Source organism: Pseudomonas sp. VS40 (assembly GCF_018587885.1).
GTDB classification, from domain to species: domain Bacteria; phylum Pseudomonadota; class Gammaproteobacteria; order Pseudomonadales; family Pseudomonadaceae; genus Aquipseudomonas; species Aquipseudomonas pergaminensis.
Window position 1 is genome coordinate 69938 of sequence record NZ_JAGYWD010000014.1, and the last position, 23487, is coordinate 93424.

At 62.9% G+C, this 23487-nt stretch carries 22 protein-coding genes and 1 pseudogene; 13 read left to right on the forward strand and 10 right to left on the reverse strand.

Going from position 1 to position 23487, the window contains the following annotated elements; translation table 11 throughout:
- Positions 1-54: 54 nt before the first annotated feature.
- The 4 genes from KHP07_RS28125 to KHP07_RS28140 all read right to left on the reverse strand — a co-directional run bounded on the left by KHP07_RS28125 (position 55) and on the right by KHP07_RS28140 (position 3740).
- Entirely contained in the window at positions 55-678 is a 624-nt protein-coding gene (locus KHP07_RS28125) for an NUDIX hydrolase (protein ID WP_078047776.1), read from the reverse strand.
- An 8-nt stretch (positions 679-686) separates the two neighbouring features.
- The gene (locus KHP07_RS28130; protein WP_214498427.1) at positions 687-1127 is read right to left on the reverse strand and encodes a GNAT family N-acetyltransferase; all 441 of its coding nucleotides are present in this window, start codon (positions 1125-1127) and stop codon (positions 687-689) included.
- 92 nt (positions 1128-1219) lie between these two features.
- Complete coding sequence (gene queD / locus KHP07_RS28135; protein WP_003190259.1) at positions 1220-1576, reverse strand: 6-carboxytetrahydropterin synthase QueD; 357 nt, start codon at positions 1574-1576, stop codon at positions 1220-1222.
- A gap of 1084 nt (positions 1577-2660) precedes the next feature.
- Positions 2661-3740 carry a patatin-like phospholipase family protein gene (locus KHP07_RS28140; protein ID WP_078047778.1) on the reverse strand — a complete coding sequence of 360 codons (1080 nt, stop codon included), beginning with the start codon at positions 3738-3740 and terminating at the stop codon, positions 2661-2663.
- Positions 3741-3898: 158 nt separating this feature from the next.
- On the opposite strand from KHP07_RS28140, the gene KHP07_RS28145 reads away from it, so the two are divergent.
- From KHP07_RS28145 to KHP07_RS28160, 4 genes are read left to right on the forward strand one after another with little or no spacing between them, the layout of a single operon-like run.
- The gene (locus KHP07_RS28145) at positions 3899-4201 is read left to right on the forward strand and encodes a PepSY domain-containing protein (protein ID WP_078047779.1); all 303 of its coding nucleotides are present in this window, start codon (positions 3899-3901) and stop codon (positions 4199-4201) included.
- Positions 4201-4512 (forward strand): PepSY domain-containing protein, encoded by a 312-nt coding sequence (locus KHP07_RS28150; RefSeq protein ID WP_078047780.1) that lies wholly within the window; start codon positions 4201-4203, stop codon positions 4510-4512. The genes KHP07_RS28145 and KHP07_RS28150 overlap by 1 nt, the downstream gene beginning before the upstream one ends.
- The gene (locus KHP07_RS28155) at positions 4512-5180 is read left to right on the forward strand and encodes a response regulator transcription factor (protein ID WP_078047781.1); all 669 of its coding nucleotides are present in this window, start codon (positions 4512-4514) and stop codon (positions 5178-5180) included. Before KHP07_RS28150 ends, KHP07_RS28155 begins: the two co-directional genes overlap by 1 nt.
- Positions 5177-6490 (forward strand): sensor histidine kinase, encoded by a 1314-nt coding sequence (locus tag KHP07_RS28160; protein ID WP_214498428.1) that lies wholly within the window; start codon positions 5177-5179, stop codon positions 6488-6490. The genes KHP07_RS28155 and KHP07_RS28160 overlap by 4 nt, the downstream gene beginning before the upstream one ends.
- A 764-nt stretch (positions 6491-7254) precedes the next feature.
- Here KHP07_RS28160 and KHP07_RS28165 read toward each other — a convergent pair.
- Complete coding sequence (locus KHP07_RS28165; RefSeq protein WP_214498429.1) at positions 7255-9402, reverse strand: methyl-accepting chemotaxis protein; 2148 nt, start codon at positions 9400-9402, stop codon at positions 7255-7257.
- A gap of 333 nt (positions 9403-9735) precedes the next feature.
- On the opposite strand from KHP07_RS28165, the gene KHP07_RS28170 reads away from it, so the two are divergent.
- The 3 genes and pseudogenes from KHP07_RS28170 to KHP07_RS28180 form a co-directional block, all read left to right on the forward strand.
- The gene (locus tag KHP07_RS28170) at positions 9736-11055 is read left to right on the forward strand and encodes a Na+/H+ antiporter family protein (protein WP_178076901.1); all 1320 of its coding nucleotides are present in this window, start codon (positions 9736-9738) and stop codon (positions 11053-11055) included.
- A 137-nt stretch (positions 11056-11192) separates the two neighbouring features.
- Positions 11193-12872, forward strand: coding sequence for a methyl-accepting chemotaxis protein CtpM (gene ctpM / locus KHP07_RS28175; protein ID WP_099494514.1), 1680 nt, complete (start codon positions 11193-11195; stop codon positions 12870-12872).
- 113 nt (positions 12873-12985) lie between these two features.
- Positions 12986-13138, forward strand: a pseudogene (locus tag KHP07_RS28180) (aminotransferase class I/II-fold pyridoxal phosphate-dependent enzyme); the annotation flags it as partial.
- Here the strand turns inward: KHP07_RS28180 and trhP are convergent.
- Positions 13135-14454, reverse strand: a complete 1320-nt coding sequence (gene trhP / locus KHP07_RS28185; protein WP_214498430.1) for a prephenate-dependent tRNA uridine(34) hydroxylase TrhP — start codon at positions 14452-14454, stop codon at positions 13135-13137. The pseudogene KHP07_RS28180 and the gene trhP sit on opposite strands and share 4 nt — an antisense overlap.
- A gap of 224 nt (positions 14455-14678) precedes the next feature.
- Between trhP and KHP07_RS28190 the strand changes: the two genes are divergently transcribed.
- From KHP07_RS28190 to KHP07_RS28200, 3 genes are read left to right on the forward strand one after another with little or no spacing between them, the layout of a single operon-like run.
- Positions 14679-14942 carry a DUF2790 domain-containing protein gene (locus tag KHP07_RS28190; protein ID WP_038845122.1) on the forward strand — a complete coding sequence of 88 codons (264 nt, stop codon included), beginning with the start codon at positions 14679-14681 and terminating at the stop codon, positions 14940-14942.
- Positions 14943-14984: 42 nt separating this feature from the next.
- The gene (locus KHP07_RS28195; RefSeq protein WP_078047787.1) at positions 14985-15197 is read left to right on the forward strand and encodes a hypothetical protein; all 213 of its coding nucleotides are present in this window, start codon (positions 14985-14987) and stop codon (positions 15195-15197) included.
- Between the two features lie 31 nt (positions 15198-15228).
- Positions 15229-16437 (forward strand): cytochrome c biogenesis protein DipZ, encoded by a 1209-nt coding sequence (locus KHP07_RS28200; RefSeq protein WP_214498431.1) that lies wholly within the window; start codon positions 15229-15231, stop codon positions 16435-16437.
- 1 nt (position 16438) lies between these two features.
- Here KHP07_RS28200 and KHP07_RS28205 read toward each other — a convergent pair whose 3' ends face one another.
- The 3 genes from KHP07_RS28205 to KHP07_RS28215 are packed head-to-tail and all read right to left on the reverse strand — an operon-like array spanning position 16439 to position 19077.
- Positions 16439-17104, reverse strand: coding sequence for a response regulator transcription factor (locus KHP07_RS28205; protein ID WP_099494517.1), 666 nt, complete (start codon positions 17102-17104; stop codon positions 16439-16441).
- A gap of 39 nt (positions 17105-17143) precedes the next feature.
- Entirely contained in the window at positions 17144-17515 is a 372-nt protein-coding gene (locus KHP07_RS28210; RefSeq protein ID WP_100491106.1) for a response regulator transcription factor, read from the reverse strand.
- Complete coding sequence (locus KHP07_RS28215; RefSeq protein WP_214498432.1) at positions 17515-19077, reverse strand: PAS domain-containing sensor histidine kinase; 1563 nt, start codon at positions 19075-19077, stop codon at positions 17515-17517. The genes KHP07_RS28210 and KHP07_RS28215 overlap by 1 nt, the downstream gene beginning before the upstream one ends.
- A 197-nt stretch (positions 19078-19274) precedes the next feature.
- On the opposite strand from KHP07_RS28215, the gene KHP07_RS28220 reads away from it, so the two are divergent.
- Positions 19275-19691, forward strand: coding sequence for an organic hydroperoxide resistance protein (locus KHP07_RS28220; RefSeq protein WP_099494521.1), 417 nt, complete (start codon positions 19275-19277; stop codon positions 19689-19691).
- Positions 19692-19851: 160 nt separating this feature from the next.
- Complete coding sequence (locus tag KHP07_RS28225; RefSeq protein WP_250883766.1) at positions 19852-20811, forward strand: quinone oxidoreductase family protein; 960 nt, start codon at positions 19852-19854, stop codon at positions 20809-20811.
- Here the strand turns inward: KHP07_RS28225 and KHP07_RS28230 are convergent.
- Positions 20792-22018, reverse strand: coding sequence for an MFS transporter (locus KHP07_RS28230; RefSeq protein WP_214498433.1), 1227 nt, complete (start codon positions 22016-22018; stop codon positions 20792-20794). The two genes, KHP07_RS28225 and KHP07_RS28230, sit on opposite strands and share 20 nt — an antisense overlap.
- Before the next feature lie 173 nt (positions 22019-22191).
- On the opposite strand from KHP07_RS28230, the gene KHP07_RS28235 reads away from it, so the two are divergent.
- Positions 22192-23484: an epoxide hydrolase family protein gene (locus tag KHP07_RS28235; RefSeq protein WP_099494525.1), complete on the forward strand. Its 1293-nt coding sequence runs from the start codon at positions 22192-22194 to the stop codon at positions 23482-23484.
- Positions 23485-23487 lie beyond the last annotated feature (3 nt).

Genomic DNA, 23487 nt, shown 5'->3' on the forward strand with positions numbered 1-23487 from the left:
TGTTCGCAGTGCCCAATCGGGCACGAAAGCGGTGCAGCGGTGATACAAAATGGATCAGTCGAACAGCGTGGAGGTCGTCTCGCCACGATGGAAGGCGAATGCAGCCTCCAGATCACTTTCGATGGTGCGCCCACGGGATAGCGGCGGCAGCTCATCGAGGCGGAAAAAGCCCACTTCAGTGGTCTCGAAACCCGCCATCGGCGCCGACTGATCCACCGGTTCACACAGGAAGTACAGCTTGTAGAAGTCCCGCACGTCCGGCCGATACAAGCCCTTGGCCTTGTGCGTGACGCTGTACAACGCCCGCGCTGTCACCGTCAGCCCGGCTTCCTCGCGAATCTCCTTGACGATATTTTCCGCCGCAGACAATCCGATGTCGGCATACCCGCCCGGCAACGCCCAGCAGCCATCGGTCAATTCGCGCACCAGCAGAATCCGGTCGCCCTCAATGACCGCACCGCGCACGTCGATCATCGGCGTCGAATAGCGCTGGGCAAAGTCGGTGACCAACCCGGTGATACGCTCCAAGGGCACATTGCCCAATTGCGCGAGCATGCTGTGGGCAATCTCGGCAATTTCTTCCAGGCGCTCGCGTTCGAAATCATCGGTGCAAAAGTGCAAGCCCGTGGAGGCCAATGCCTGCAAGCGTTTGGCCTGGGCCAGCCAGGTGTTTTCCATGATTACTCCTACAGGTACTTGGTCATATACACCCGACGCAGGCCGTGTTCTTCGGCGCGGTGGGTCTCGACATAGCCACGCCGGGTGTACAGCGTGATGTTCTCGGTCATGGCTTCGTTGGTGTAAAGGCGGATGGCGGCGAAGCCAGCGCCGAGCGCCCGTTGTTCGGCGAAATCCATCAGCAACCGACCGAAGCCCAGGCCCTGGGCGTCCGGGGCGACGGCGAGGTTATCCAGCAACAGCGCGCCGTCTATGTCCCGCAGGACAATAAACCCCCGGACCCGCCCGGCATGCTCCAGCACATGCACGCCACCGGCTTCCACTTGCTGGTGATAATCCTCCAGCATCGGCCCGGGCTTGCGGCCGATCCGTTCGATGTATGGCGCGTAGGCTGCCTGGACGATAGCCTCGATAGCAGCAACATCATGGCTCGTGGCGGGGCGCATCATTGCAGCGGGCTCCTTGTGGGTAGGGAGCCATGACTGTAAGGGAGCCAGGCACAAAAAAACCACCGCAAGGGTGGTTTTTTCATCGCGCCGGCTTATTCGCCGCGATAGATGCAGCCGCTGGTGCAGGTCTCGTGGATGCGGATCGCACTGAGCTCGGGCAGCAGGGGTTTCAATTCATTCCAGATCCACTTGGCCAGCACTTCGCTGGTGGGGTTTTCCAGGCCTGGAATGTCATTGAGGTAGTTGTGGTCGAGACGTTCATAGAGCGGCTTGAAAATCGCCTTGATCTCCGAGAAGTCGCGAATCCAGCCGGTATGGGGATCCAGGTCGCCGCTCAGGTGGATTGCCACCTTGAACGAATGCCCGTGCAGGCGCCCGCATTTGTGGCCTTCCGGTACGTGGGGCAGGCGGTGGGCGGATTCGAATGTAAATTCTTTGAAGATTTCCACAGTGTTTTCAGCTCGGTCGATGTCTGGCAGGCGGCGAGTTTAACAGCTTGATTCGTTGCTGCGCATACCGTCCCTCTGTAGGGGGCGGCTTGCGGGCGAAATGTAGATGGCAGGTGGCGAGGGGGCTTGCTGCCGCTGGCGGTTTGACAGCCGATCACACTCTAACTGTCACTCCGCGATCCGAAAATGTGGGAGCTGGCTTGCCTGCGAAAGCGGCCTGACATTCGACCACTCTCCAACTGTCCCCCCGCGACCCAAAAATGTGGGAGCTGGCTTGCCTGCAAAGGCGGCCTGACAGCCGACCACAATCTAACTGTCCCCCCGCGATCCAAAAATGTGGGAGCTGGCTTGCCTGCAAAGGCGGCCTGACAGCCGACCACTCTCCAACTGTCCCCCCTCGATCTAAAAATGTGGGAGCTGGCTTGCCTGCAAAGGCGGCCTGACAGCCGACCACTCTCCAACTGTCCCCCCGCGACCCAAAAATGTGGGAGCTGGCTTGCCTGCAAAGGCGGCCTGACAGCCGACCACTCTCCAACTGTCCCCCCGCGATCTAAAAATGTGGGAGCTGGCTTGCCTGCGAAAGCGGCCTGACAGCCGACCACTCTCCAACTGTCCCCCCGCGATCCAAAAATGTGGGAGCTGGCTTGCCTGCGAAGGCGGCCTGACAGCCGACCTGGATGTGGGATCTGGCGGGGTACATATCCGTTGCTGCGGTAACGGCCGCTTATGGTTCCGCTCTTACAGCGGCTCACTTTTGGAAAGGCCCAAAAGTAAGCAAAAGGCCTTCGCCCCAACACTCGGCACCTCGCCTAGGCTCGGTGTGCCCGTAATCCGACAGGTATTTGGGGGGCCGCCGCCACGCGCCATCCATGGCGCGGGGCGGCTAAACCGGCATCCCTGCCGGTTTACCCCCCAAATCCCTGTCGAATTCCGGCCAGCGTGTTTGACGGGGCGCCTAAGATCAAGATCAAGATCAAGATCAAGATCAAGATCAAGATCAAGAGCAAGATCAAGAGCAAGAGCAAGAGCAAGAGCAAGAGCAAGAGCGGCTCGCTTCGCATCGTGGTTAGTGGGGAGGTGGCGGCTACAGGGGCTGTAGGCGCTCGCCCAAGCGGCCGTTATCGGCCAATGCCAGGAATTCGTCTCCCAGCCGTTGGCTTTCGCTCATCGCGGTCTGCCAGTATTTGTTGCGGCTGGGGTCGTCGCCCATGAAGCGCTTGAAGTCGCTGCGGTCTGGGAGTTTGCCGTGAGGCAGGCGGGCCAGGTAGTCCTTGGACGGCGCCAGCAGTAACACGTCCTGCAGGCCCTGTTGGTTGCTGCGCCGCCACGGCAGGCCTTTGTCGAACCAGCCGGGGATGACTCGGTCGGTGAAGTGGGGGTACAGCACGATGTCATCGCCGTGGTAGGGCAGGTCGAGGTGGTAATCCAGCAGGCCGCCATCGCGGTAGGTACCGGCGCCGGCGCCCGGCAGGTCGCGCACGCCTTGCATGACCATGGGGATCGAGCCCGACGCCAGCAGTGCCTGGCGCAGGTTGCCCAGTGCCAGGGGCAGGAAGCGTGAAGGGAAGTCCTTTAACGGATGCACGGGCGGCGCCTGGCGCGGGTCGTGGATGATCAGGCGTTCGAAATGCCGCGACAGCCGCGCGCGGCCTCGCAGGTTGTCGGCGATCACCGACGACAGGCCCAGCCCGAGGCGTCCACGGTGGTCATCGGCAAGCAGGCCATGACTCTTGACCACCATGATATTGAGGCGGTAGTCCGGGTTGTCCAGCACCCGTGCATCGCGGCCGGCCAGCAGGTCGTCGAGCATGCGCTGGCAACTCTGGCTGACCTCGGCCATGGTCACGCCTTTGGCAAAGCGTTGTTCGTTGTACAAGCGGCCGAGGTCCAGCAGGCCTTGCACCGGGTCGGGCAGGCAGGCACTCGCAAACCGCCAGGAGCCGATGGACGCGCCGATCAGCGCCCGTTCCCGTGGCGCGCGGGGCAGCCAGTCGCCGAACAGTGCCAAGTCCAGGCCCTGGATGCCCAGCGCCTTGGGGCCACCGGCCGCGCCGGGCAGGATGCCGACATCGGCAGGCTTGAGGCCTTGCTCACGAATGCGCGCAAAGGCGCGTCTGCCGGCCTTGAGGGTAAGGGCGGGAAACTTGATGTGGATGGCTGTCATACCGGTCTCTGGTCGAGCGAGCGGGGCATTATAGAAAATCTCGTGGGCAGTGGGGAAAAGGCCTTGGCGGAAATTGCCATGGTGGCAATTCAGTTTCAGTTAAGTTGCAGGGCGTACGGTGGCTGGCGTAGGAAAACATCCTGTAACGGAGACATATCATGAAGCGCCTCACTGCTCTGGTCGCCACCGGTATCATCGCCCTCACGGCGACCCAGGCCCGAGCCGTGGACCCCGACAAACCACTGATAGTGCCGGCCACTGTTACTATTGTCGCCTTTGACCAACTGGAAGCTGCGGCCCTGGCCCTGCACCCCGGTTCGACACTGCTGGATACCGACCTGGACGAGGCCTACGGCAAGTACGTCTACGAGGTCGAATTGGAAGATGCCCACGGCATCGAATGGGATGTTGAATTGGACGCGCTCACCGGGCAGGTTCTCAAGAATCATCAGGATACGTAATGAAGGTAAATTTACGCGCCGGCAGTCGCGTGGCGCTGGTGCTCATGGCATTTTGCTCCAGCCTGGCGGCCCGCGACCTCAACCAGGATGAAGCCTTGGCGCTGCGCCAGCAGGGGGTGATCCTGCCGCTGGAGCAACTGCTGCAGCAGGCCATGGCGCGCTATCCCGGCTCGCGCCTGCTGGAGGCCGAGTTGGAAAAGAAGCACGGCCAATATGCCTATGAAGTGGAACTGGTGACCACCGAAGGCGTGGTGCGCGAGATCAAGCTGGACGCGACCACCGGTGTGTTGATCAAAGATGAGGAAGACTGATGCGCCTGCTTTTGGTGGAAGACAACGTACCCCTGGTCGATGAACTGCTGGCCGGTCTGCAGCGCCAGGGCTATGCCGTCGATTGGCTGGCCGACGGGCGAGACGCCGTGTACCAGGGCCGAAGCGAGCCCTACGACCTGATCATCCTCGACCTCGGCCTGCCGGGCCTGCCTGGGCTTGAGGTGCTGGCGCAATGGCGCGCCGCTGCACTGACCACGCCGGTCCTGGTGCTCACCGCCCGCGATTCCTGGGCCGAGCGCATCGAAGGGCTCAAGGCCGGCGCCGACGATTACCTGGCCAAACCCTTTCACCCCGAGGAGCTGCACCTGCGCATCCAGGCGCTGTTGCGCCGTTCCCACGGCCAGGCAAACCAGCCCACGTTGCAAGCCGCCGGCCTGCACCTGGATGAGGGTCGCCAGTGCGTGCTGCGCGACGGCGCGGAGATCCAGCTGACCGCCGCCGAATTCCGCCTGTTGCGCTATTTCATGCTGCACCCCGAACAAATCCTGTCAAAAAGCCACTTGGCCGAGCACCTGTACGACGGCGAGACCGAGCGCGACTCCAATGTGCTGGAAGTCCACGTCAACCACCTGCGTCGCAAGTTGGGCCGCAGCGTGATCGAGACCCGGCGCGGCCAGGGTTACCGGTTTGGCGCCAGCCCTGCATGAGGTCGATCCAGCGACGCCTGAGCCTGGGGCTGATCAGCGTGATGGTGATCGTCGGCGTGGTGTTGGCACAAACCAGCCTGTGGCTGTTCGAAGCCGGTCTGCAGCGCTACCTGGAAGCCGGCTTGCGCAATGACGCCGAAAACCTGCTGGTGGCGCTGGTGCGCGGGCCCAACGGCGTGCAGCTGGATGAGCAGCGCCTGTCGCCGGCTTACCAGCGGCCATTTTCCGGGCACTACTTCCGCATCGATTTTGCCGACACCCACTGGCGCTCGCGCTCGTTGTGGGACCAGGAGCTGCCGCGCCTGCCCGAGGTCGGCCTGAAGGGCAACCTGCAATTGGGGCCAGAAGGCCAGCAACTGCTGGTGCTGCGGTCGGACTACAAGCGTTTCGGCCAGCCGATTTCCATCAGCGTGGCCCAGGATTACACCCCGGTGCGCGAAAGCTTCCGCCTGATGCGCCAGATCGGCCTGGTGCTGGGGCTGGCGGCGCTGTTGCTGGTGCTGGTCCTGCAACGTGTCACCGTGCGCCGCGCCCTGCGCCCGCTGGAAACTGCGCGCAACCAGATCGCCCAGTTGCAACAGGGCCAGCGTTCGCAACTGGACACCCAGGTGCCCCTGGAGCTGGAGCCGCTGGTGGCGCAGATCAACCACCTGCTGGCCCACACCGAAGACAGCCTCAAGCGTTCGCGCAATGCCCTGGGCAACCTCGGCCATGCGCTCAAGACCCCATTGGCGGTGCTGTTGAGTGCGGCGTCGAGCGAAGCACTCAAGGATCGCCCCGAGCTCAGCACACTGCTGCGCGATCAACTGGAGCAAGTGCAGCAACGCCTCAACCGCGAGCTCAACCGCGCCCGTCTGGCCGGGGAAACCTTGCCGGGCGCATTGTTCGACTGCGAAAAAGAACTGCCCGGCCTGCTCGCTACCCTGAACATGATCCACGGTGAACACCTGGACCTGAGCTACCACGTCGCTCCCGGCCTGCAACTGCCTTGGGACCGAGAGGATTTGCTGGAACTGCTCGGTAATCTTTTGGATAACGCCTGTAAATGGGCGGATGCCGATGTGCGCCTGACCGTCACCGAGACTGAGCGCAGCTACCTGTTGGCGGTGGAAGACGATGGCCCTGGCATTCCTGAAAGTCTGCGCGACCAGGTATTCAGCCGTGGCGCGCGCCTGGATGAGCAGATTGACGGGCATGGTCTGGGGTTAGGGATCGTGCGGGATATTGTCGAGGTATGGGGCGGGGTGTTGCAGTTGCAAGAAAGTGAGTTGGGTGGCCTCAACGTGCTGATTGAATTGCCCAAGCGATGATGCAAAACCTGTGGGGGGCGGCTCGACGGCGATGGCGGCCTGACAGCCGACCGCTATCTCACTGTCACCCCGCGATCCAAAAATGTGGGAGCTGGCTTGCCTGCGAAAGCAGCCTGACAGCCGACCACAAACTAACTGTCCCCCCACGACTCAAAAATGTGGGAGCTGGCTTGCCTGCGAAAGCGGCCTAACAGCCGACCACAAACTAACTGTCCCCCCCACGACTCAAAAATGTGGGAGCTGGCTTGCCTGCGAAAGCGGCCTGACAGCCGACCACAATCTAACTGTCACCCCGCGATCCAAATGTGGGAGCTGGCTTGCCTGCGAAGGCGGCCTGACAGCCGACCTGGATGTTGGATCTGATCGAGTACATATCCGTTATTTGGGTAACGACTGCTATGGGTTCCGCCCTTACGGCGGCTCACTTTTGAAAAGCCCAAAAGTAAGCAAAAGGCTCTTGCCCCAACACTCGGCACCTCGCCTAGGCTCGGTGTGCCCGTAATCCGACAGGTATTTGGGGGGCCGCCGCCACGCGCCATCCATGGCGCGGGGCGGCTAAACCGGCATCCCTGCCGGTTTACCCCCCAAATCCCTGTCGAATTCCGGCCAGCGTGTTTGACGGGGCGCCTAAGGTCAAAAGCTAGATCAAGAGCCAGATCAAGATCACGATCAACAGCGGCTCGCTTCGCATCGTGGTTAGCGATGGAGGGACAGCGTTGTGTAGGCCCCATCACCAGCAAGCCGGCTCCGACAGGTGTGCGTTTTTACACGCGGAACTGGTCCATCAATCCCTGCTGCTGATTCGCCAGGCTATTCAACGCCTGGCTCACCCGCGCTGATTCATTCGCTTGCTCGGACAGCGACTCGGTCACGTCGCGAATGGTCGCTACGTTGCTGTTGATCTCCTCGGCCACTGCGCTTTGCTCTTCGGCGGCGCTGGCGATTTGCAGGTTCATGTCGCTGATGACTGTCACCGCGTCGCCGATCTGGCGCAGGGCGGTCACGGCCTGGCCAACCTGTTCGACGCTGCCCTGGGCCTGGCGATAGCTGTTGCCCATGGCGCCGACCACTTCTTCGGTGCCGCTCTGCAATTGCTCGATCACCAGGCGGGTTTCTTCCACCGACTCCTGGGTGCGCCGCGCCAGGTTGCGCACTTCATCGGCTACCACCGCAAAGCCACGGCCCGCCTCACCGGCGCGGGCGGCTTCGATGGCGGCGTTGAGCGCCAACAGGTTGGTTTGCTCGGCGATGCCGCGAATCACTTCCAGCACCGAGCCGATTTTCTCGCTGTTGGCAGCCAACCCTTCCACCTGGGTCATGGCCGTGCTCATGTCCGCTGCCAGCTCGCCGATGTTGCGGGTAGTGCGGTCGATCACTGTGAGGCCGTCGCGGGTGGCCTGGTCGGCATCCCGTGCGGCTTGCGCCGCCTGTGCGGCACTGCGGGCCACGTCTTGGGCGGTGGCGCTCATTTCATGGGAGGCGGTGGCCACCTGATCGACCTGGCGATATTGCCGTTCCATGCCCGCGCTGGTTTCAGTCGCAATGGCGGCAGATTGGTCGGCAGTGCCACGGGCGTCCTGCACCGAGCGTTTCACCTCGGCGATGATCGGTTGCAGCTTGTCGAGGAAGCGGTTGAACCAGCCGGCCAACTGGCCCAGCTCGTCTTTTTTGTCGTAGGCAAGGCGGCGGGTCAGGTCGCCTTCACCGCTGGCGATGTCTTCGAGCATGTCCGCCACGCCGAGGATCGGCCGCGTCACGCTGCGCGCCATCAGCCACACCAGGATCAGGCCGACCACGGCGGCAATCAGGCCCAGGCTCAGTTCCAGCAGGGTGCCCTTGGCATTGTCGGCATCCAGTTGGGTTTTCAGTGCTTCGGCGGGGGCGACCAGGACGCTCTCTGGTACATCCAGCAACACGCCCCAGGGCTTGCCCTCCGGGATTGGCGCGAACGGCGCCAGTACCTTGAGCTGATGGTCGGTGCGCAGGCTGCGGATCTGTGTACTGCCGGCCAGGGCGCTGATCAACTGCGCGCCGTTGGCGGTGTCGACCTGGTCCAGGCGCTGGCTCAGCTTGCTGGCGTCCGCGCTGTAGCCGGCGAGAAGGCCCGTGGGGCTGAGGATGCTGACCTGGGTCTGGCCGTCATACAGTTTGTGGCTGGCCTGTTGGCTCACCGCCTGCAGGCTGTTGAGGTTGATGTCCACCGACAGCGAGGCAATGACTTTGCCGTTGACCATCAGCGGGAAGACGATGCTGGTCATCAGCACGTTTTGCCCGTTGATTGTGTAAAAGTAGGGCTCAATCACACACGGCTTGAAGGTGCTGCGCGGGCAGGTGAACCAGGCGTTGGCCTTTTCGCCACTGGGGCTGAGGCTGGTGTCGGACATGTCGCTTTCGGGCAGCGCCATCGAGGTCAGCGTGCCCGGCGTCGGTTGCGACCAGTACAGGGCGAAGCGACCTTTGTCGTTACTGCCCAGCTCCGCCTGGCCCGCGAACAGCTCGTCCTTGCCATCCAGGGCATTGGCTTCGAACACCAGGGACAGGCCGAGCAAATCCGGGTTGGCCTGTAACGCGGCCTTGACCTGGCGGGTCAGGTCTTCGCGGGTGTCGAAGGCGTCGAGAAAGCGCTTCTCGGCCTGCTCGCGCAAGAACAGCACCTGGCGCGAAAAGCCATGGCCGTACTGATAGGCGTCCATGAACTGGCGGCGGATGCCCAGCGCCTGCACTTCACCCTGGGCCTCGATCCGCGCCTGGGCGGCTTCATCCAGCATCTGCATGCTGGAGGCCTTGACCTGCTGTGAACTCTGCTCCATGCGATACAACGACAGACCCACCAGCAGGGTCACGATTCCCAGCAGGCACAGGCCGGCGAGCAGGGTGATTTTCCATTGAATGGAGAGCTGCCTAAGCGACATCGGTACATCCTTACCTGAAAACACATAGAGGCTCTGTTATCGGCGGTTTTGGGGTTTTCTTTATTCAAACGATCAATTTAAACCTGCTTTTGTGGTGAGCGAGCTGACTCGCGCTGGAGTGCGCAGCGCTCTCATTGATTTTGGGGCCGCTGCGCAGCCCAGCGCGAGCAAGCTCGCTCACTACAAGGTTCGTTTTTTGACATGTGAACCTGCGTCCGGCAAAGTGCCCGCCCTCTAATAAGACCTCCTTCAAGCCTGCACGCTGGTTGCCACTCGATGGCCGCCTGGGCGCGGGCATGCCTGTTTTTTATGTTTCTGCTTGAGGTAACCATGATTAACGCAGTCATTGCCGCGGTCGGCACCATGCTGGTGCTGAGCCTGTCCCGCGTGCATGTGGTCATCGCCATCATCGTCGGCGCCCTGGTGGGCGGCCTTAGCGGTGGCCTGGGTATCGAGGCCACGCTCAAAGCCTTCAACGGCGGCTTGGGCGGGGGGGCGACGGTGGCGTTGTCCTACGCCTTGCTCGGCGCGTTCGCCGTGGCGATTGCCAAGTCCGGCCTGGCCCACGCGCTGGCCGACAAGGCCCTGCTGCTGGTGGACCGCCAGGAAGCCACTGGCGGCAGCCACGTCAAATGGCTGCTGATCGGCCTGCTGTGGGTGGTCGCGATTGCTTCGCAGAACATCCTGCCGATCCATATCGCGTTCATTCCGTTGCTGGTGCCGCCGCTGCTGTACGTGCTGACCAAGCTGCAACTGGACCGCCGCCTGATCGCCTGCGTGATGACCTTCGGCCTGATCACGCCGTACATGTTCCTGCCGGTGGGCTTCGGCAATATCTTCCTCAACCAGATCCTGTTGGCCAACGTGGCCAAGAGCGGCGTGGACATCAGCCAGGTCAACGTCACCCACGCCATGAGCCTGCCGGCGCTGGGCATGGTGGTCGGCCTGCTGGTGGCGGTCTTTATCAGCTACCGCAAGAAACGCGTGTACGACTTGGAGAAAATCGAGCGGGTCGAACAGGTGGCCGTGCAGTACAACCCGCTGACCCTGCTGGTGGCCGGCCTGGCGATTGCCTCCGCGTTCATCATTCAGTTGTGGTTGGACTCGATGATCATCGGCGCCCTGGCCGGGTTCCTGATCTTCTCGGTGTCGGGCATCGTGCGCTGGCGCGACACCGACGACCTGTTCACAGAAGGCATGAAGATGATGGCGATGATCGGCTTCATCATGATCGCCTCGTCAGGGTTTGCCGAAGTGCTCAAGGCCACCGGCGACGTGCGCTCGCTGGTGGAAACCTCGGCGGCCTTTATCGGCCATAGCCGTGGGGTAGGGGCGCTGCTGATGCTGTTGGTGGGGCTGCTGGTGACCATGGGCATCGGCTCGTCGTTTTCCACGGTGCCGATCCTGGCCGCGATCTTTGTGCCGCTGTGTGTGCAACTGGGCTTCAGCCCGCTGGCCATCGTGTGCATCGTCGGCACGGCCGGTGCCTTGGGCGACGCCGGCTCGCCCGCCTCGGACTCGACCCTTGGTCCAACCTCCGGCCTGAATATCGACGGCCAGCACCACCATATCTGGGACACCGTGGTACCGACGTTCCTGCATTACAACCTCCCGCTGCTGGCATTCGGCTGGCTGGCCGCCATGACCCTCTGACACCCCGCGCACTGTAGGAGCCGACTTGCCGGCGATGGCGTCCGTGAGACCGCTATCGCCGGCAAGCCGGCTCCTACAGGTATTTGGCAACTGGCCGATAAACTCTCAGGTCGCCACTAATAAGAGAGAGAAAAGCCATGCGTCTGAGCCTCAAGGCCAAAGTCCTGTCCCTCGCCGTAGTGCCGGTGCTGCTGTTTGCCGTGGTCATCAGCCTGACCACCGTGTGGATCCTGCAGGGCCAGGCCCGCAATGAGGTGGAAGAAACCCGCCAGCGCCTGCTCAATGACGCCAAGGCCACCTTGCAAAGCTACGTCGAAGTGGCGATGACCACTATCAAGCCGCTCTACGACGCGGCCGCACCCGGTGACACCGCCGCGCGCGCCCAGGTGGTCAAACTGCTGTCCAACACCAGCTACGGCAAGGACGGCTACTTCTTCGGCTACGACTCCGAGACCATCCGCCTGTTCAAGGGCAACAGCCCCGATGGCGTCGGCAAGAGCTTCAAGGACAACCGCGACCCCAACGGCGTGTACGTCAACCGTGACCTGGTCAAGGTCGGCAAGGACGGCACCCACTACCTGCAATACAGCTCGACCCAGCCGGGCCAGACCGAATTGGTGCCCAAGATGGGCTACACCGAATACCTGCCGAAGTGGGACATGGTCATCGGTACCTCGGTGAACCTGGATGGCATCGAAGCCCAGGTGGCGGTGGTCGAAGCCAAGGTGCAAAAACGTATGGAAGGCGTGCTGCTGAGCATCCTCGGGGTGGCCGTGGTGGTGCTGTTGGTGATCGCCGCCGTCGGCATGCTGCTGGCCAATACCATTTTGCGTCCGTTGCACCTGATGAAAGCCAACCTCGACGACATCGCCGCCGGCGAAGGCGACTTGACCCGCCGCCTGGCCATCACCAGCCAGGACGAACTCGGCGACCTTGCCGGCGCGTTCAACCGTTTTGTCGACAAGATCCACGGGCTGGTGCGCCAGATCACCGAAATGACCACCCAACTCACCGGCCTGGTCAGCCAGGTCTCCGACCAGGCCCAGCGCTCCGAGCAGGCCATGGAGCGTCAGCGCCACGAAACCGACCAGGTCGCCACCGCGATCAACCAGATGTCCTCCGCCGCTCAGGAAGTGGCGCGCAGTGCCCAAGGCGCGTCGGTGGCGGCCCAGCAAACCGACGCCGAAGGCCAGGCCGCCAAGCGCGTGGTGGACGGCAGCATCGCGCAAATCCATGCGCTGGTGAACGACATCCGCAGCAGTGGCGTGTCCCTCGACAGCTTGCAGCAGGACGTGTCCTCCATCGTCAGTGTGCTCAGCGTGATCCGCTCCATTGCCGAACAGACCAACCTGCTGGCGCTCAACGCCGCCATCGAAGCCGCGCGGGCAGGGGAGGCCGGACGTGGTTTCGCGGTAGTGGCGGATGAAGTGCGCGCCCTGGCCAGCCGCACCCAAACCAGCACCCAGGAAATCCAGGGCATGATCGACCGCCTGCAAAAAGGCACCGAAGCCGCCGTGGATGCCATGCGCCGCTCCAGCGATGCCGGCGACGGCACCTCGGCCCAGGCCAACGAAGCCGGGGCGTCCCTGGACACCATGGCGCAGTTGATCGGCACCATCAATTCGATGAACGCCCAGATCGCCAGCGCCGCCGAAGAGCAGACGGCCGTGGCCGAAGAGATCAACCGCAGCGTGCACCAGATTGCCGTGGCGGTGGACAGCGTCGCCGATGAGACCCAATTGGGTGCCCAGACCTCCCGCAGCCTGGCGGACCTGGGGCAGCGCCTGGGACAGTTGGTCGGCCAGTTCCGGATCTGATCAACCATAGCTTGGGCGTATGTTGGCCTAACGTTAATACGAATATACCGATCACAGCCCCTTGTCGAACCGCCCCTGGCGCCTCGGGTATTGACGATGAACGGTGGTCCGAGGCCCACGCCCTGCTCGACGAGGCCAATGTGGCCGTGGTGCACGGCAGCGCGTTCGGGCTGGCGCCTTACCTGCGGATCGCCTACGCCCTGGATGAGGCGTCGTTGCGCCAGGCTTGCGCGGCGATCCACAGGTCCTGCGCGGCGACCCGTTAGACGTCGCGCATCAGCAGGCCAAAGCGCAGGTCCAGCTCGGCCGGGAGCGGCACATACACGGTGTGCCCGTCCCCCGGCGCCACGTCTATGGCCTCGCCCTTGGCGTTGTGCAAGGTGGCCAGATCAAAGTGAAAGTTGCCGGCGGGGGTCATCAATTCCAGGTGATTGCCCACGGCGAAACGGTTCTTCACCTTGACCTCGGCCAGTTCGCCCCGGCGCTCGCCGGTCAGCTCGCCGACGAATTGCTGGCGTTCCGACACCGAACTGCCGTTCTGGTAGTTCTGGTATTCATCGTGCACATGCCGGCGCAGGAAACCCTCGGTGTAGCCGCGCTGGGCCAGGGATTCGAGGTCGGTCATCAGGGTGCGGTCGAAGGCGCGGCCGGCCACCGCATCGTCGATGGCTTGGCGATACACCTGGGTGGTGCGCGCGCAATAGAAGTGTGATTTGGTGCGGCCTTCGATCTTCAGCGAATGCACGCCCATGTGGGTCAGGCGCTCCACGTGCTGCACCGCGCGCAGGTCCTTGGCGTTCATGATGTAGGTGCCGTGCTCGTCTTCGAAGGCGGGCATCTGTTCATCGGGGCGGTTGGCTTCTTGCAGCAGGAACACCTGGTCGGTGGGCGCACCGATGCCCAGGGTCGGTTCCGGCTGGAACGCTTGGACGATATCCCCCGTGGCGTTTTCCACCGCCGGCGTCGCCTGGTACTTCCAGCGACAGGCGTTGGTGCAGGCGCCCTGGTTCGCATCGCGCTTGTTCATATAGCCCGAGAGCAGGCAGCGCCCGGAATAGGCCATGCACAAGGCGCCGTGTACAAACACTTCCAGTTCCATGGCGGGCACTTGCTGGCGGATCTCATCGATTTCTTCCAGGGACAACTCCCGCGACAGGATCACCCGGCATATCCCTTGCTGCTGCCAGAACTCCACGCTGGCCCAGTTCACCGTATTGGCCTGTACCGAGAGGTGGATAGGCATCTGCGGGAAGTGCCTTCGTACCAGCATGATCAGCCCCGGGTCGGACATGATCAGCGCGTCCGGGCCCATGGCGATCACCGGGGCCAGGTCCTTGAGGAAGGTCTTCAACTTGGCGTTGTGCGGCGCGATGTTGACCACCACGTAGAAACGCTTGCCCAAGGCGTGGGCCTCCTGGATACCCAGGGCCAGGTTGGCATGGTCGAACGCGTTGTTGCGCACCCGCAGGCTGTAGCGCGGCTGGCCGGCGTACACCGCATCGGCGCCGTAGGCAAAGGCGTAGCGCATGTTTTTCAGGGTGCCGGCGGGGGCGAGCAGTTCGGGGGCGAGGATGGGAGGCATGGGCACGGGTCGCAAAAGGTCGCGAAGGTAGCCGAGCGGCGAGGGCGGTTTATTGATCCAGGTCGTCCTTTGGGCTTTTTGTATCGCTGTGTATCGGCCGGGGCTGTGGATACGTATCGATTTATCCGCGCGGTTTTCCGACACAGGCGCGATACCTCAGGGGCTTTTAATTGATTCCAACGAGGCACACCGCCTCCAACCCTGAGAACCTGGAGTCAACCACCATGAACACCAAAGCCATCTACGCCGCCTGCCTGTTTGCCGCCCTGAACATCTGCACCTTGTCGGCCCGCGCCGAAGCCGCCGTTACCGCTCAGACCTACAACTACGGCACGCACCTGGACATCAAGCAAGTGGTATCGATGAGCCAGGACTCCAAGTCCACCTGCGGCGTGGTGAATGCGCGCATGACCTACCTGGACTCCCACGACAAGACCCAGGTGCTGGATTACCTCAAGTTCGGCGACGGTTGCGTCGGCGATAACTGAGTCCCGCTGTCCCCTCCCATTGTTTGCCACAGGAAGACCGCCATGAACCCGCTGACCCGCTTTTTGACCGCCACCGCCTTTGCCCTTGCCGGCACTGCCGTGCACGCCAACGCCGCCGTGGAGAAAAGCAGCTGCGCCGCCAGCACCTGCTTCCAACTGACGCCGGTGCAACACGCCGCCGGCCATGACCTGCTGGTAGAGGACGGCAGCCGCCGCACACCGCTCGGCCAGGCGCTGGACCACCAGACAGCGTGACGCCGTCTCCCCACTCGATAAGGTGAACACCATGCTACTCATCGCATTCCTGGGCGGCATCCTGACCGTCCTCAGCCCCTGTATCCTGCCGGTGGCGCCGTTTCTGTTCGCCGGCGTCGACCGCACCCGCCGTTCGATCCTGTTGACCCTCGGCGGCATGGTCCTGACCTTCGCGCTGGTGTCCAGCCTGGCGGTGGTCAGCACGGAGTGGGTGATACAGGCCAATAACACCGGCCGCCACGTGGCGCTGATCGTGATGGGGCTGTTTGCGCTGTCGCTGATCTCGGCGCGGGTCGGTGGCTGGCTGGCGCGCCCCTTCGTGTTGTTGGGCAACCGTATCGATCCTGACAGCCGCACGCTGTCCGGTCCGCTGAAGTCAGTGATGATCGGCGTCGCCACAGGCCTGCTGTGGGCGCCCTGCGCCGGGCCGATCCTGGGTGTGATCCTGACCAGCGCAATGCTGCAAGGCGCCAATGCGCAGACCAGCCTGTTGCTGGTGGCCTACGGCCTGGGCAGCGCCTTGTCCCTGGGTGCGCTGATTTTTGCCGGGCGTGGCCTGGTCAATCGACTCAAGGCCTCTATTCCAGTGACCGGTTGGCTGCGCCGTGGTGCCGGGGTGGCGGTACTGGCGGCGGCGGTGGTGATTTCCACCGGAGCGGACAAGACCCTGCTCGCCGGCACATCGTCCGAAGGGGTCAGCAGCCTGGAAAAAGGCGTGCTGGAAAACGTGCCCAAAGTGGTGGATTACGTGGTGAGCAAGGTCAAGGCCGACCCGGCGCGGGACAATACCAAGGGCGCCATGCCATCGCTGGCCGGTGCGGTCGAGTGGCTCAACTCACCCGAACTCACCCGCGAATCCTTGAAAGGTAAAGTGGTGCTGGTGGATTTTTGGACCTACGACTGCATCAACTGTCAGCACACCCTGCCGTATGTGAAGCAATGGGCGAAGAAATACGAGAAGGACGGTTTGGTGGTGATCGGCGTCCACACCCCGGAATACGGTTATGAGCGCATCATCGGCAACGTCAAGGACCAGGTGCGCAAGCTGGGTATCACCTACCCGGTGGCCATCGACAACAACTATGCGATCTGGCGCAATTTCGACAACCAGTACTGGCCCGCCCATTACTTGATCGACGCCAAGGGGCAGGTGCGCTACACCCACTTTGGCGAAGGACGGTACGAGGCGCAGGAGCAGATGATCCAGACGCTGTTGAACGAGGCCAAGGCCCCTCAGTGACTCAATGCAGCGGCTTTGCCAGCAAAGCCGCCATCTTGACCAGGTCCGCCAACGAGCGGGCCTTCATTTTGCGCATTGCCTTGCCCCGATGGGCCTTGACCGTGATCTCGCTGATCGCCAGGTCGCAGGCAATGACTTTGTTCATATGCCCCGCGACGACCCTTGTCATCACTTCCTGCTCCCGTGGCGTCAGGGTGGCGTAGGCCGCCCGCAGGACGCGCAATTGATCCTGTTGGTCCAGCAGGGTGCGGCTCTTTTCGAGGGCACCGGCAATCGCGGTCAACAGCACGTCATCATTGAACGGCTTGGTCAGGAACTCCACCGCCCCCGCCTTCATGGCGCGCACCGTCAGAGGGATGTCGCCGTAGCCGGTGATGAAAATGATCGGCGTGTCCGGGCGTTCGTTGGCGATGGCGGCTTGCAGGTCCAGGCCGTTGAGGTCGGGCAGGTTGATGTCCAGCACCAGGCAGGTGGGCACGTCTGCACGCGGCTGGCTCAGAAACGCCTGGGCCGATTCGAACAGCCGGGGCTGCCACTGGGCGAACCGGATCAACAGCTCCAGGGATTCGCGCACAGAAACATCGTCATCGACAACGAATACGATCGGCTGGGTGTCGGTCATCGGCGCGGCTCTGCGTGCATGGGCGATGGGGTGAGTCGAATACATCATGATAGCTCCTTCAAGATAGCTCCCTGCTGGAGCGGTTCAGACGACTGGAAAGGCCGCGCTCAGCGCTTTGAGCAATTGCGCTTCGCTGAACGGCTTCATCAGGCAGTCCACCACGCCGGTGCGCATCAGTTTGAGCCGGTCGCCGGCATCGCCATGGGCAGTGATAAAGATCACCGGAATGCCATGGCCGCGCAGTTGGAGGGTGGCGTGCAGTTCCGGGCCGGACATGCCTGGCATCGCCACATCCAGGATCAGGCAGCGCGTGCCCGTCACATGGGGCGATGCCAGGAACGCTGGCGCCGAGGAAAACGCTTCGACCGCAAAACCGAACTCCCGGAGCAGGTCCGGCAGGGATTCGCGCACCGATTCGTCATCATCGACAACCGCTATAAGAACAGGCTGTTCCATCAGATTCCCTCCTTGGTCAAGTCGGCGTCCTGGTCGGTCATGCGCGGCAGGGCAAATCGGAAAGTGGCCCCGGGGCCGTCATGGGCGGTGGCCCACAACACGCCATCATGGCGCTCGATAATGGAGCGACTGATGGACAGCCCAATGCCCATGCCGGTGGCCTTGGTGGTGTAGAACGCCTGGAACAGGCGCTCGGCATCCTGCGGGTCGAAACCATTGCCGTTGTCCTTCACGGCAAGGTAGACGCTCTGTTGTTCATCCAGCCCGGTGGTGACATGTAGGTGCCGCGAACGACCCGTCATGGTGTTCATCGCCTCAGTGGCATTGAGGATCAGGTTGAGGATCACTTGTTGCAGTTGCACGCGGTCGGCGTTGACGGTGGGCAGCGCGTCGGCAAATTCCGGGATCAGCTTCACGTCATTGCGCTGCAATTCGCCCAGCAGCATGGCGATGACCTCCTGTGCCGCCTCGTTCAAATCGACTGGTTCGAGGGTGATGCATTTCTTCGAAAAGAGCGCACGCAGGCGGTTGATCACCTCGGCGGCGCGGTTGCCATCGCGAATGGTACGCCGCGCGGTCTCCAGGGCACCGGTGACATTCGGCGGGTCGGCGCCCAACATGCGCAGGCAGGTGCTGGCATTGGTGATGATGCCGGCCAGCGGCTGATTGACTTCGTGGGCAATCGAGGCGGTGACGGTGCTCAGGCTCGCCACACGTGCCAGGTGCGCCAGCTCCGCGCGCACCTTGCTCAGGGTTTCTTCCGATAACCGGCGTTCGATGGCGATGCTCGCCGCGAGCATTTCGGCGCGCTTGCGGTCTTCGATATCGGTGTTCTCGCCGTACCAGCGCAGCACCACGCCCCACGCATCACGTTGCGGTACCGCGCGCACCAGGAACCAGCGGTAGTCGCCGTCGAAGCGGCGCAACCGCGCCTCGTACTCTCCGGCTTCGCCCGACTGCAGCAGGGCACCCCAATACTGTGCCAGTTGCTCGGCGTCGTCGGGGTGGACCGAGCGCGCCCAGCCATCGCCGCGCGCTTCGTCCAGGCTCATGCCGGTGTAGTCGCACCAGCGCTGGTTGACGAAGCCGACACTGCCGTCGGGCGCCGCACTCCAGACAAATCCGGGAATGGCGTTGATGATGTTGCTGAGGCGGTCTTCCGAGGCGCTGGCTTCGGCCAGTGCGTGGGCGATTAAGGCTTTGTCGCGCTTTTGCTCGTTGATGTCCACGCTGATCACCCACCAGCGGAGGATCCGGCCCTGGCTGTCGCGCATCGGCTTGCCGTCACTGACAAACCAGCGGTAGGTACCGTCTGCCTGGCGCAGGCGCAGTTCCTTGCGATAGGGCTCGCCACTGCGTACCGCCTCGCGCCAGGCGTTGAGCGTGGTCTGCAGGTCGTCCGGGTGCACGGCCGCCTGCCAGCCGCAGCCGATGGCTGCGCTGGCACTGTGTCCGGTGTAGGCGCACCAGCCTTGGTTGACGTAGTCGACGCTGCCGTCCGCCACGGCGGTGAAGGCCACCCCAGGCAGTGCATCGACGACGCGATCGAATTCATTCGACATACCGGTTCTCTAGTGACAGGCGCCGTGCGCAGAGAATGCCCTGTGGGCGGCTGTTCGCCCATCATACTTAGGTGTCGCATGCCCACGCTGGCGGGCAGGCAAACGATACCATCGTGTTATCGATGGCGGGCACGAATGCTGTTTTGATTGAGTCGCGCATCCCGAGTGCGCTTTCCTCAATTTCCCGGAGCTCTGCCATGACCGCCAAACAAGTACTCTACACCGCCAAAGTCCACACCACCGGTGCCCGCGACGGGGGTACCTCGCGCAGCGACGACGGGCGTCTGGACATCCTCCATTCCCCGCCGGGCTCCAAAGGCAGCGGTACCAACCCCGAGCAACTGTTCGCGGCCGGCTGGTCGGCCTGTTTCAACGGCGCCCTGGGGTTGGCGGCGCGCAAGTTGAAGGTCGAGTTGCCGGCTGACGTGGCCATCGATGCTGAAGTCGACCTGTGCATGGAGGGCGACGCTTACTTCTTGCGGGCACGCTTGAACGTCAGCCTGCCGGGCTTGGAGCGGAATGTGGCGCTGGCGCTGATTGAAGGTGCCCACCAGACATGCCCGTACTCTAAGGCGGTGCGTGGCAACATCGATGTGGTGCTCAACCTGGTGTGAACGTAAGCCACTGTATCCAGCGTGACTGACGTTACACAGTCATTCAAACCTGCTGCTTTGCCGACATGCCGCAGATACACGTGCTGCACAGCATGGCGGCAGGTTTGGCGTCATCCGACGCTGACGGATGTTGAAGGCTGTGAACACGATGAAAGCAGTGATGATCAACGCATTTGGCGGCCCCGAAGTCTTGGCCGTGCAAGAGGTTTCACTGGCCCGGCCAGGGCCTGGGCAGGCACTGGTTCAGGTCATGGCCGCCGGGGTGAATTTCATGGATACCGGCGCGCGCCGAGGTCTCGGCGCCGCCAGCCCGTTGCCGCTGACGCTGGGCGCAGAGGGCGCAGGCGTGGTGCTGGCCGTCGGGCCGGAGGTGACTGAGGTAACACCCGGTGATCGGGTGGCCTGGTATTACGTCCCTGGCAGCTATGCGCAACAGGTCATCGCCCCGGTCAGCCAATTGGTGCCGTTGCCCGATGACATCGGCTTCGAAACCGCCGCCGGCCTGATGATGCAAGGCCTCACCGCGAGCAACCTGGTGTTTGACGTGCACGCGATCCAGAAGGGTGACGTGGCATTCATCCACGCTGCGGCGGGGGGAGTAGGGCTTATGCTGACGCAGATGGTCAAGCTGCTCGGCGGCCAGGCGATTGGCCGGGTTTCCCATGCCGACAAGGTTGACAGCGTATTGGCGGCTGGCGCCGATTACGTGGTGATCGGGCACGCCGGGCATATCGCCGGTCAGGTCGAACGCCTGGTGGGCAAGCACGCGGTAAATGTGGTGTATGACGGCACCGGCAATGAAGGTTTCAACGAGTCACTCAATCTGCTGGATTACTTCGGCACCTTGGCCCTGTTCGGCCCGTTCATGGACCCGATTGCGCCGATCGATATCTTTTCCATCCCGCGCAGCGTCAAGCTGACCTACCCGGTGGTGATGCATCATGTGCGTAACCGCGAGACCCTGCTGGCCCGCGCGCAGCAGTTGTTCGCCTGGGTAAGTACTGGAAGGCTCAAGGTGAACATCGGCCAGCATTATTCATTGGCGCAGGCGCACCAGGCACATCGGGATATCGAGTCACGCCGCAGCACAGGCAAGCTGATTATCCTGCCTCAAGCCTAGGCCGGCGCCTGCGCCAGATCAGCAGGGCAGCCAGCAATTGGCTGCCCGCATAGAAGGTAAACAGATCCTGGGGACGCCACTGGGCGTCGAGCAGTACACCGGCGAACGTGGGCGACACAATGGCCCCCAGCCTTCCCGCGGCCAGCACCAGGCCCACGCCGCGCGTACGTTCGGAGCTGTCGAACGCCTGGGGCGCGAGCACAAACAGCGCTGCAATGGCGGCATAGAGCAACAGGCCGGCCGTGAACCCCGTGGCAATCGCCAGCAGCGGTATGCGCGTGGCCGTCACCATCAGCAGCATCAGCACGGCATTGAGCAGCAGGCACATGCACAGCAACCGGTTGCAGCCCCAGCGAATTGCACCCAAGCCCAACAGCAGTGCACCGAACATGCCGCCAACCGTGAGCAACATGCCGCCGGTGATGCCGTGGCGTGCGGAAAAACCGCTATGGGTCAGCAGCATGGGGGTCCAGTTCATCACAAAATAAAACCCGAACATCAGCAAAAAGCATACGCAGGCCAAGGTGCAGGTCGATGCCCAGCGTCCGTGGCTGAACAGACCGCGATAACCTTGGCCTGGCCGCTCGGCCGCCAGCGCTACCTGCGACGCAGACTCGCGCAACCACAGCACGCCGGCCACGCCGACCAACAGCGTCAGGCTGCCCCCTGCCAGGAACACATAACGCCAACCGAGGCCGTCACTAAGCAGATGGGCCAGCACCCCACCCAAGGTGGCGCCCAGCGCAAAGGCCACCGATTGCAAGGCAATTGCCAGGCTGCGACGGGTGGGCGGTGCATGGTCGTGGGTCAGGACATTGGCGCCCACCAACACCGCGCCCACGCCGATACCCGTGAGCAAGCGCAGGCACAGCAAAGTGCAATAACCCTGGCTCCAGAAACACAGCACCATGGTCATGCCGCTGAGCATCAGGCTCGCCAGCAACACCCGGCGGCGTCCATGCCGGTTGGCCATCGGCGCAGCCCCCAACGAGCCGCAGGCCATGCCCACCAGGCTGGCGCTGAGCAGCAGGCCGATTTGCGCCGCGCTCAATGACCACTGCGCGGCCACGCGGCTGGCCGTGAACGCCATGGCCATGGCGTCCAGGCCGTCGATCACATTGAACAGCAAGCACAGCCCCACCACGATCCACGCAGCGCGCCACGTCGGAGTGCCCGGTGTAGCCGCACTGATTGCCTGCCCACTCATTGGTTTTGGGTCCTTTATTTATCGAGGGTGGATGGCAGCATCGGGCGCTTCTGCTGGCAAGTCATACAAAGGTATCGACCGACACCTACGTGCAATCGTCCGCGGCAAACGCCGATGGTCTGATCGGTCTTGCACGGGCCACGAGGGCGCAGTGCCACGACAGGAGATTCATCATGCTTGCAGCTTCGTCCCATTACCTGCGGCTTCGCTGCCGGGCCTCGTTGCTCGGCCTGGCGCTGCTCGCCGGCAGCCAGGCCGCGTGGGCGGCCACCGACGCCATCCGTCCTTACCGCATTCACGTTGATGAAACCCAACTGACCGACCTGCATAAACGCATCGCCGCCGCCCGCTGGCCCGATAAGGAAACCGTCAACGACACCTCCCAGGGCGTGCAATTGGCGCAGGTACAGGCACTGGTCAAGTACTGGGGCAATGGTTACGACTGGCGCAAGGCCGAGGCCAAGCTCAATGCGCTGCCTGAGTTCATGACCACCATTGACGGGGTCGACATCCAATTCATTCATGTGCGCTCGCGCAATCCGAACGCGCTGCCGTTGATTCTTACCCACGGGTGGCCGGGTTCTCAATTTGAATTCCTCAAAACCATCGGCCCGCTGACCGACCCGGTCGCCTACGGTGGCCGCATCGAAGATTCGTTCGACGTGGTGATCCCATCGATCCCAGGCCACGGTTTTTCCGGCAAGCCCACCGAACTGGGATGGGGCCCGGACCGGGTCGCCAAGGCCTGGGATGTGCTGATGAAACGCCTGGGCTACCAGCATTACGTGTCCCAGGGGGGCGACCATGGCTCGGTGATCTCCGACGCGCTGGGCCGCCTGGCGCCCCCCGGTTTGCTCGGCATTCACCTGAACATGCCGGCCACCGTGCCGCCTGAACTGGTCAAGCCGATCAACAGTGGCGAACCGGCGCCCGCCAACCTCACCGAACCTGAGCGCACGGCCTACAACGCGCTGAGTACCTTCTTTGGGCGCAACGCGGCGTACGGCGCGATGATGGTCACTCGCCCGCAAACCATCGGCTATCTGCTGGCCGACTCGCCGGCCGGTACGGCCGCCTGGATGTACGAGAAATTCGCCGCCTGGACCGACAGTGATGGCAAGCCCGAGCGTGTGCTCAGTCGTGACGAAATGCTCGACGACATCAGCCTGTATTGGCTGACCAACAGCGGTGCGGCGTCTTCGCGTTTCTACTGGGAGAACAACAACAATAACTTCAGCGCCGCAGCGCAGAAGACCGACACCATCAAGGTTCCGGTTGCCATTACCGCGTTCCCCCGCGAGATCTACCAGGCCCCGAAAACCTGGGCCCAGCGCGCCTATCCCTCGTTGTCCTACTACAGCCAGGTCAGCAAGGGCGGGCATTTCGCCGCCTGGGAACAGCCGCAACTGTTCAGCGAGGAACTGCGCGAGGCCTTCCGCCCATTGCGCCCTTTGGCCAAGCCCTGAGGC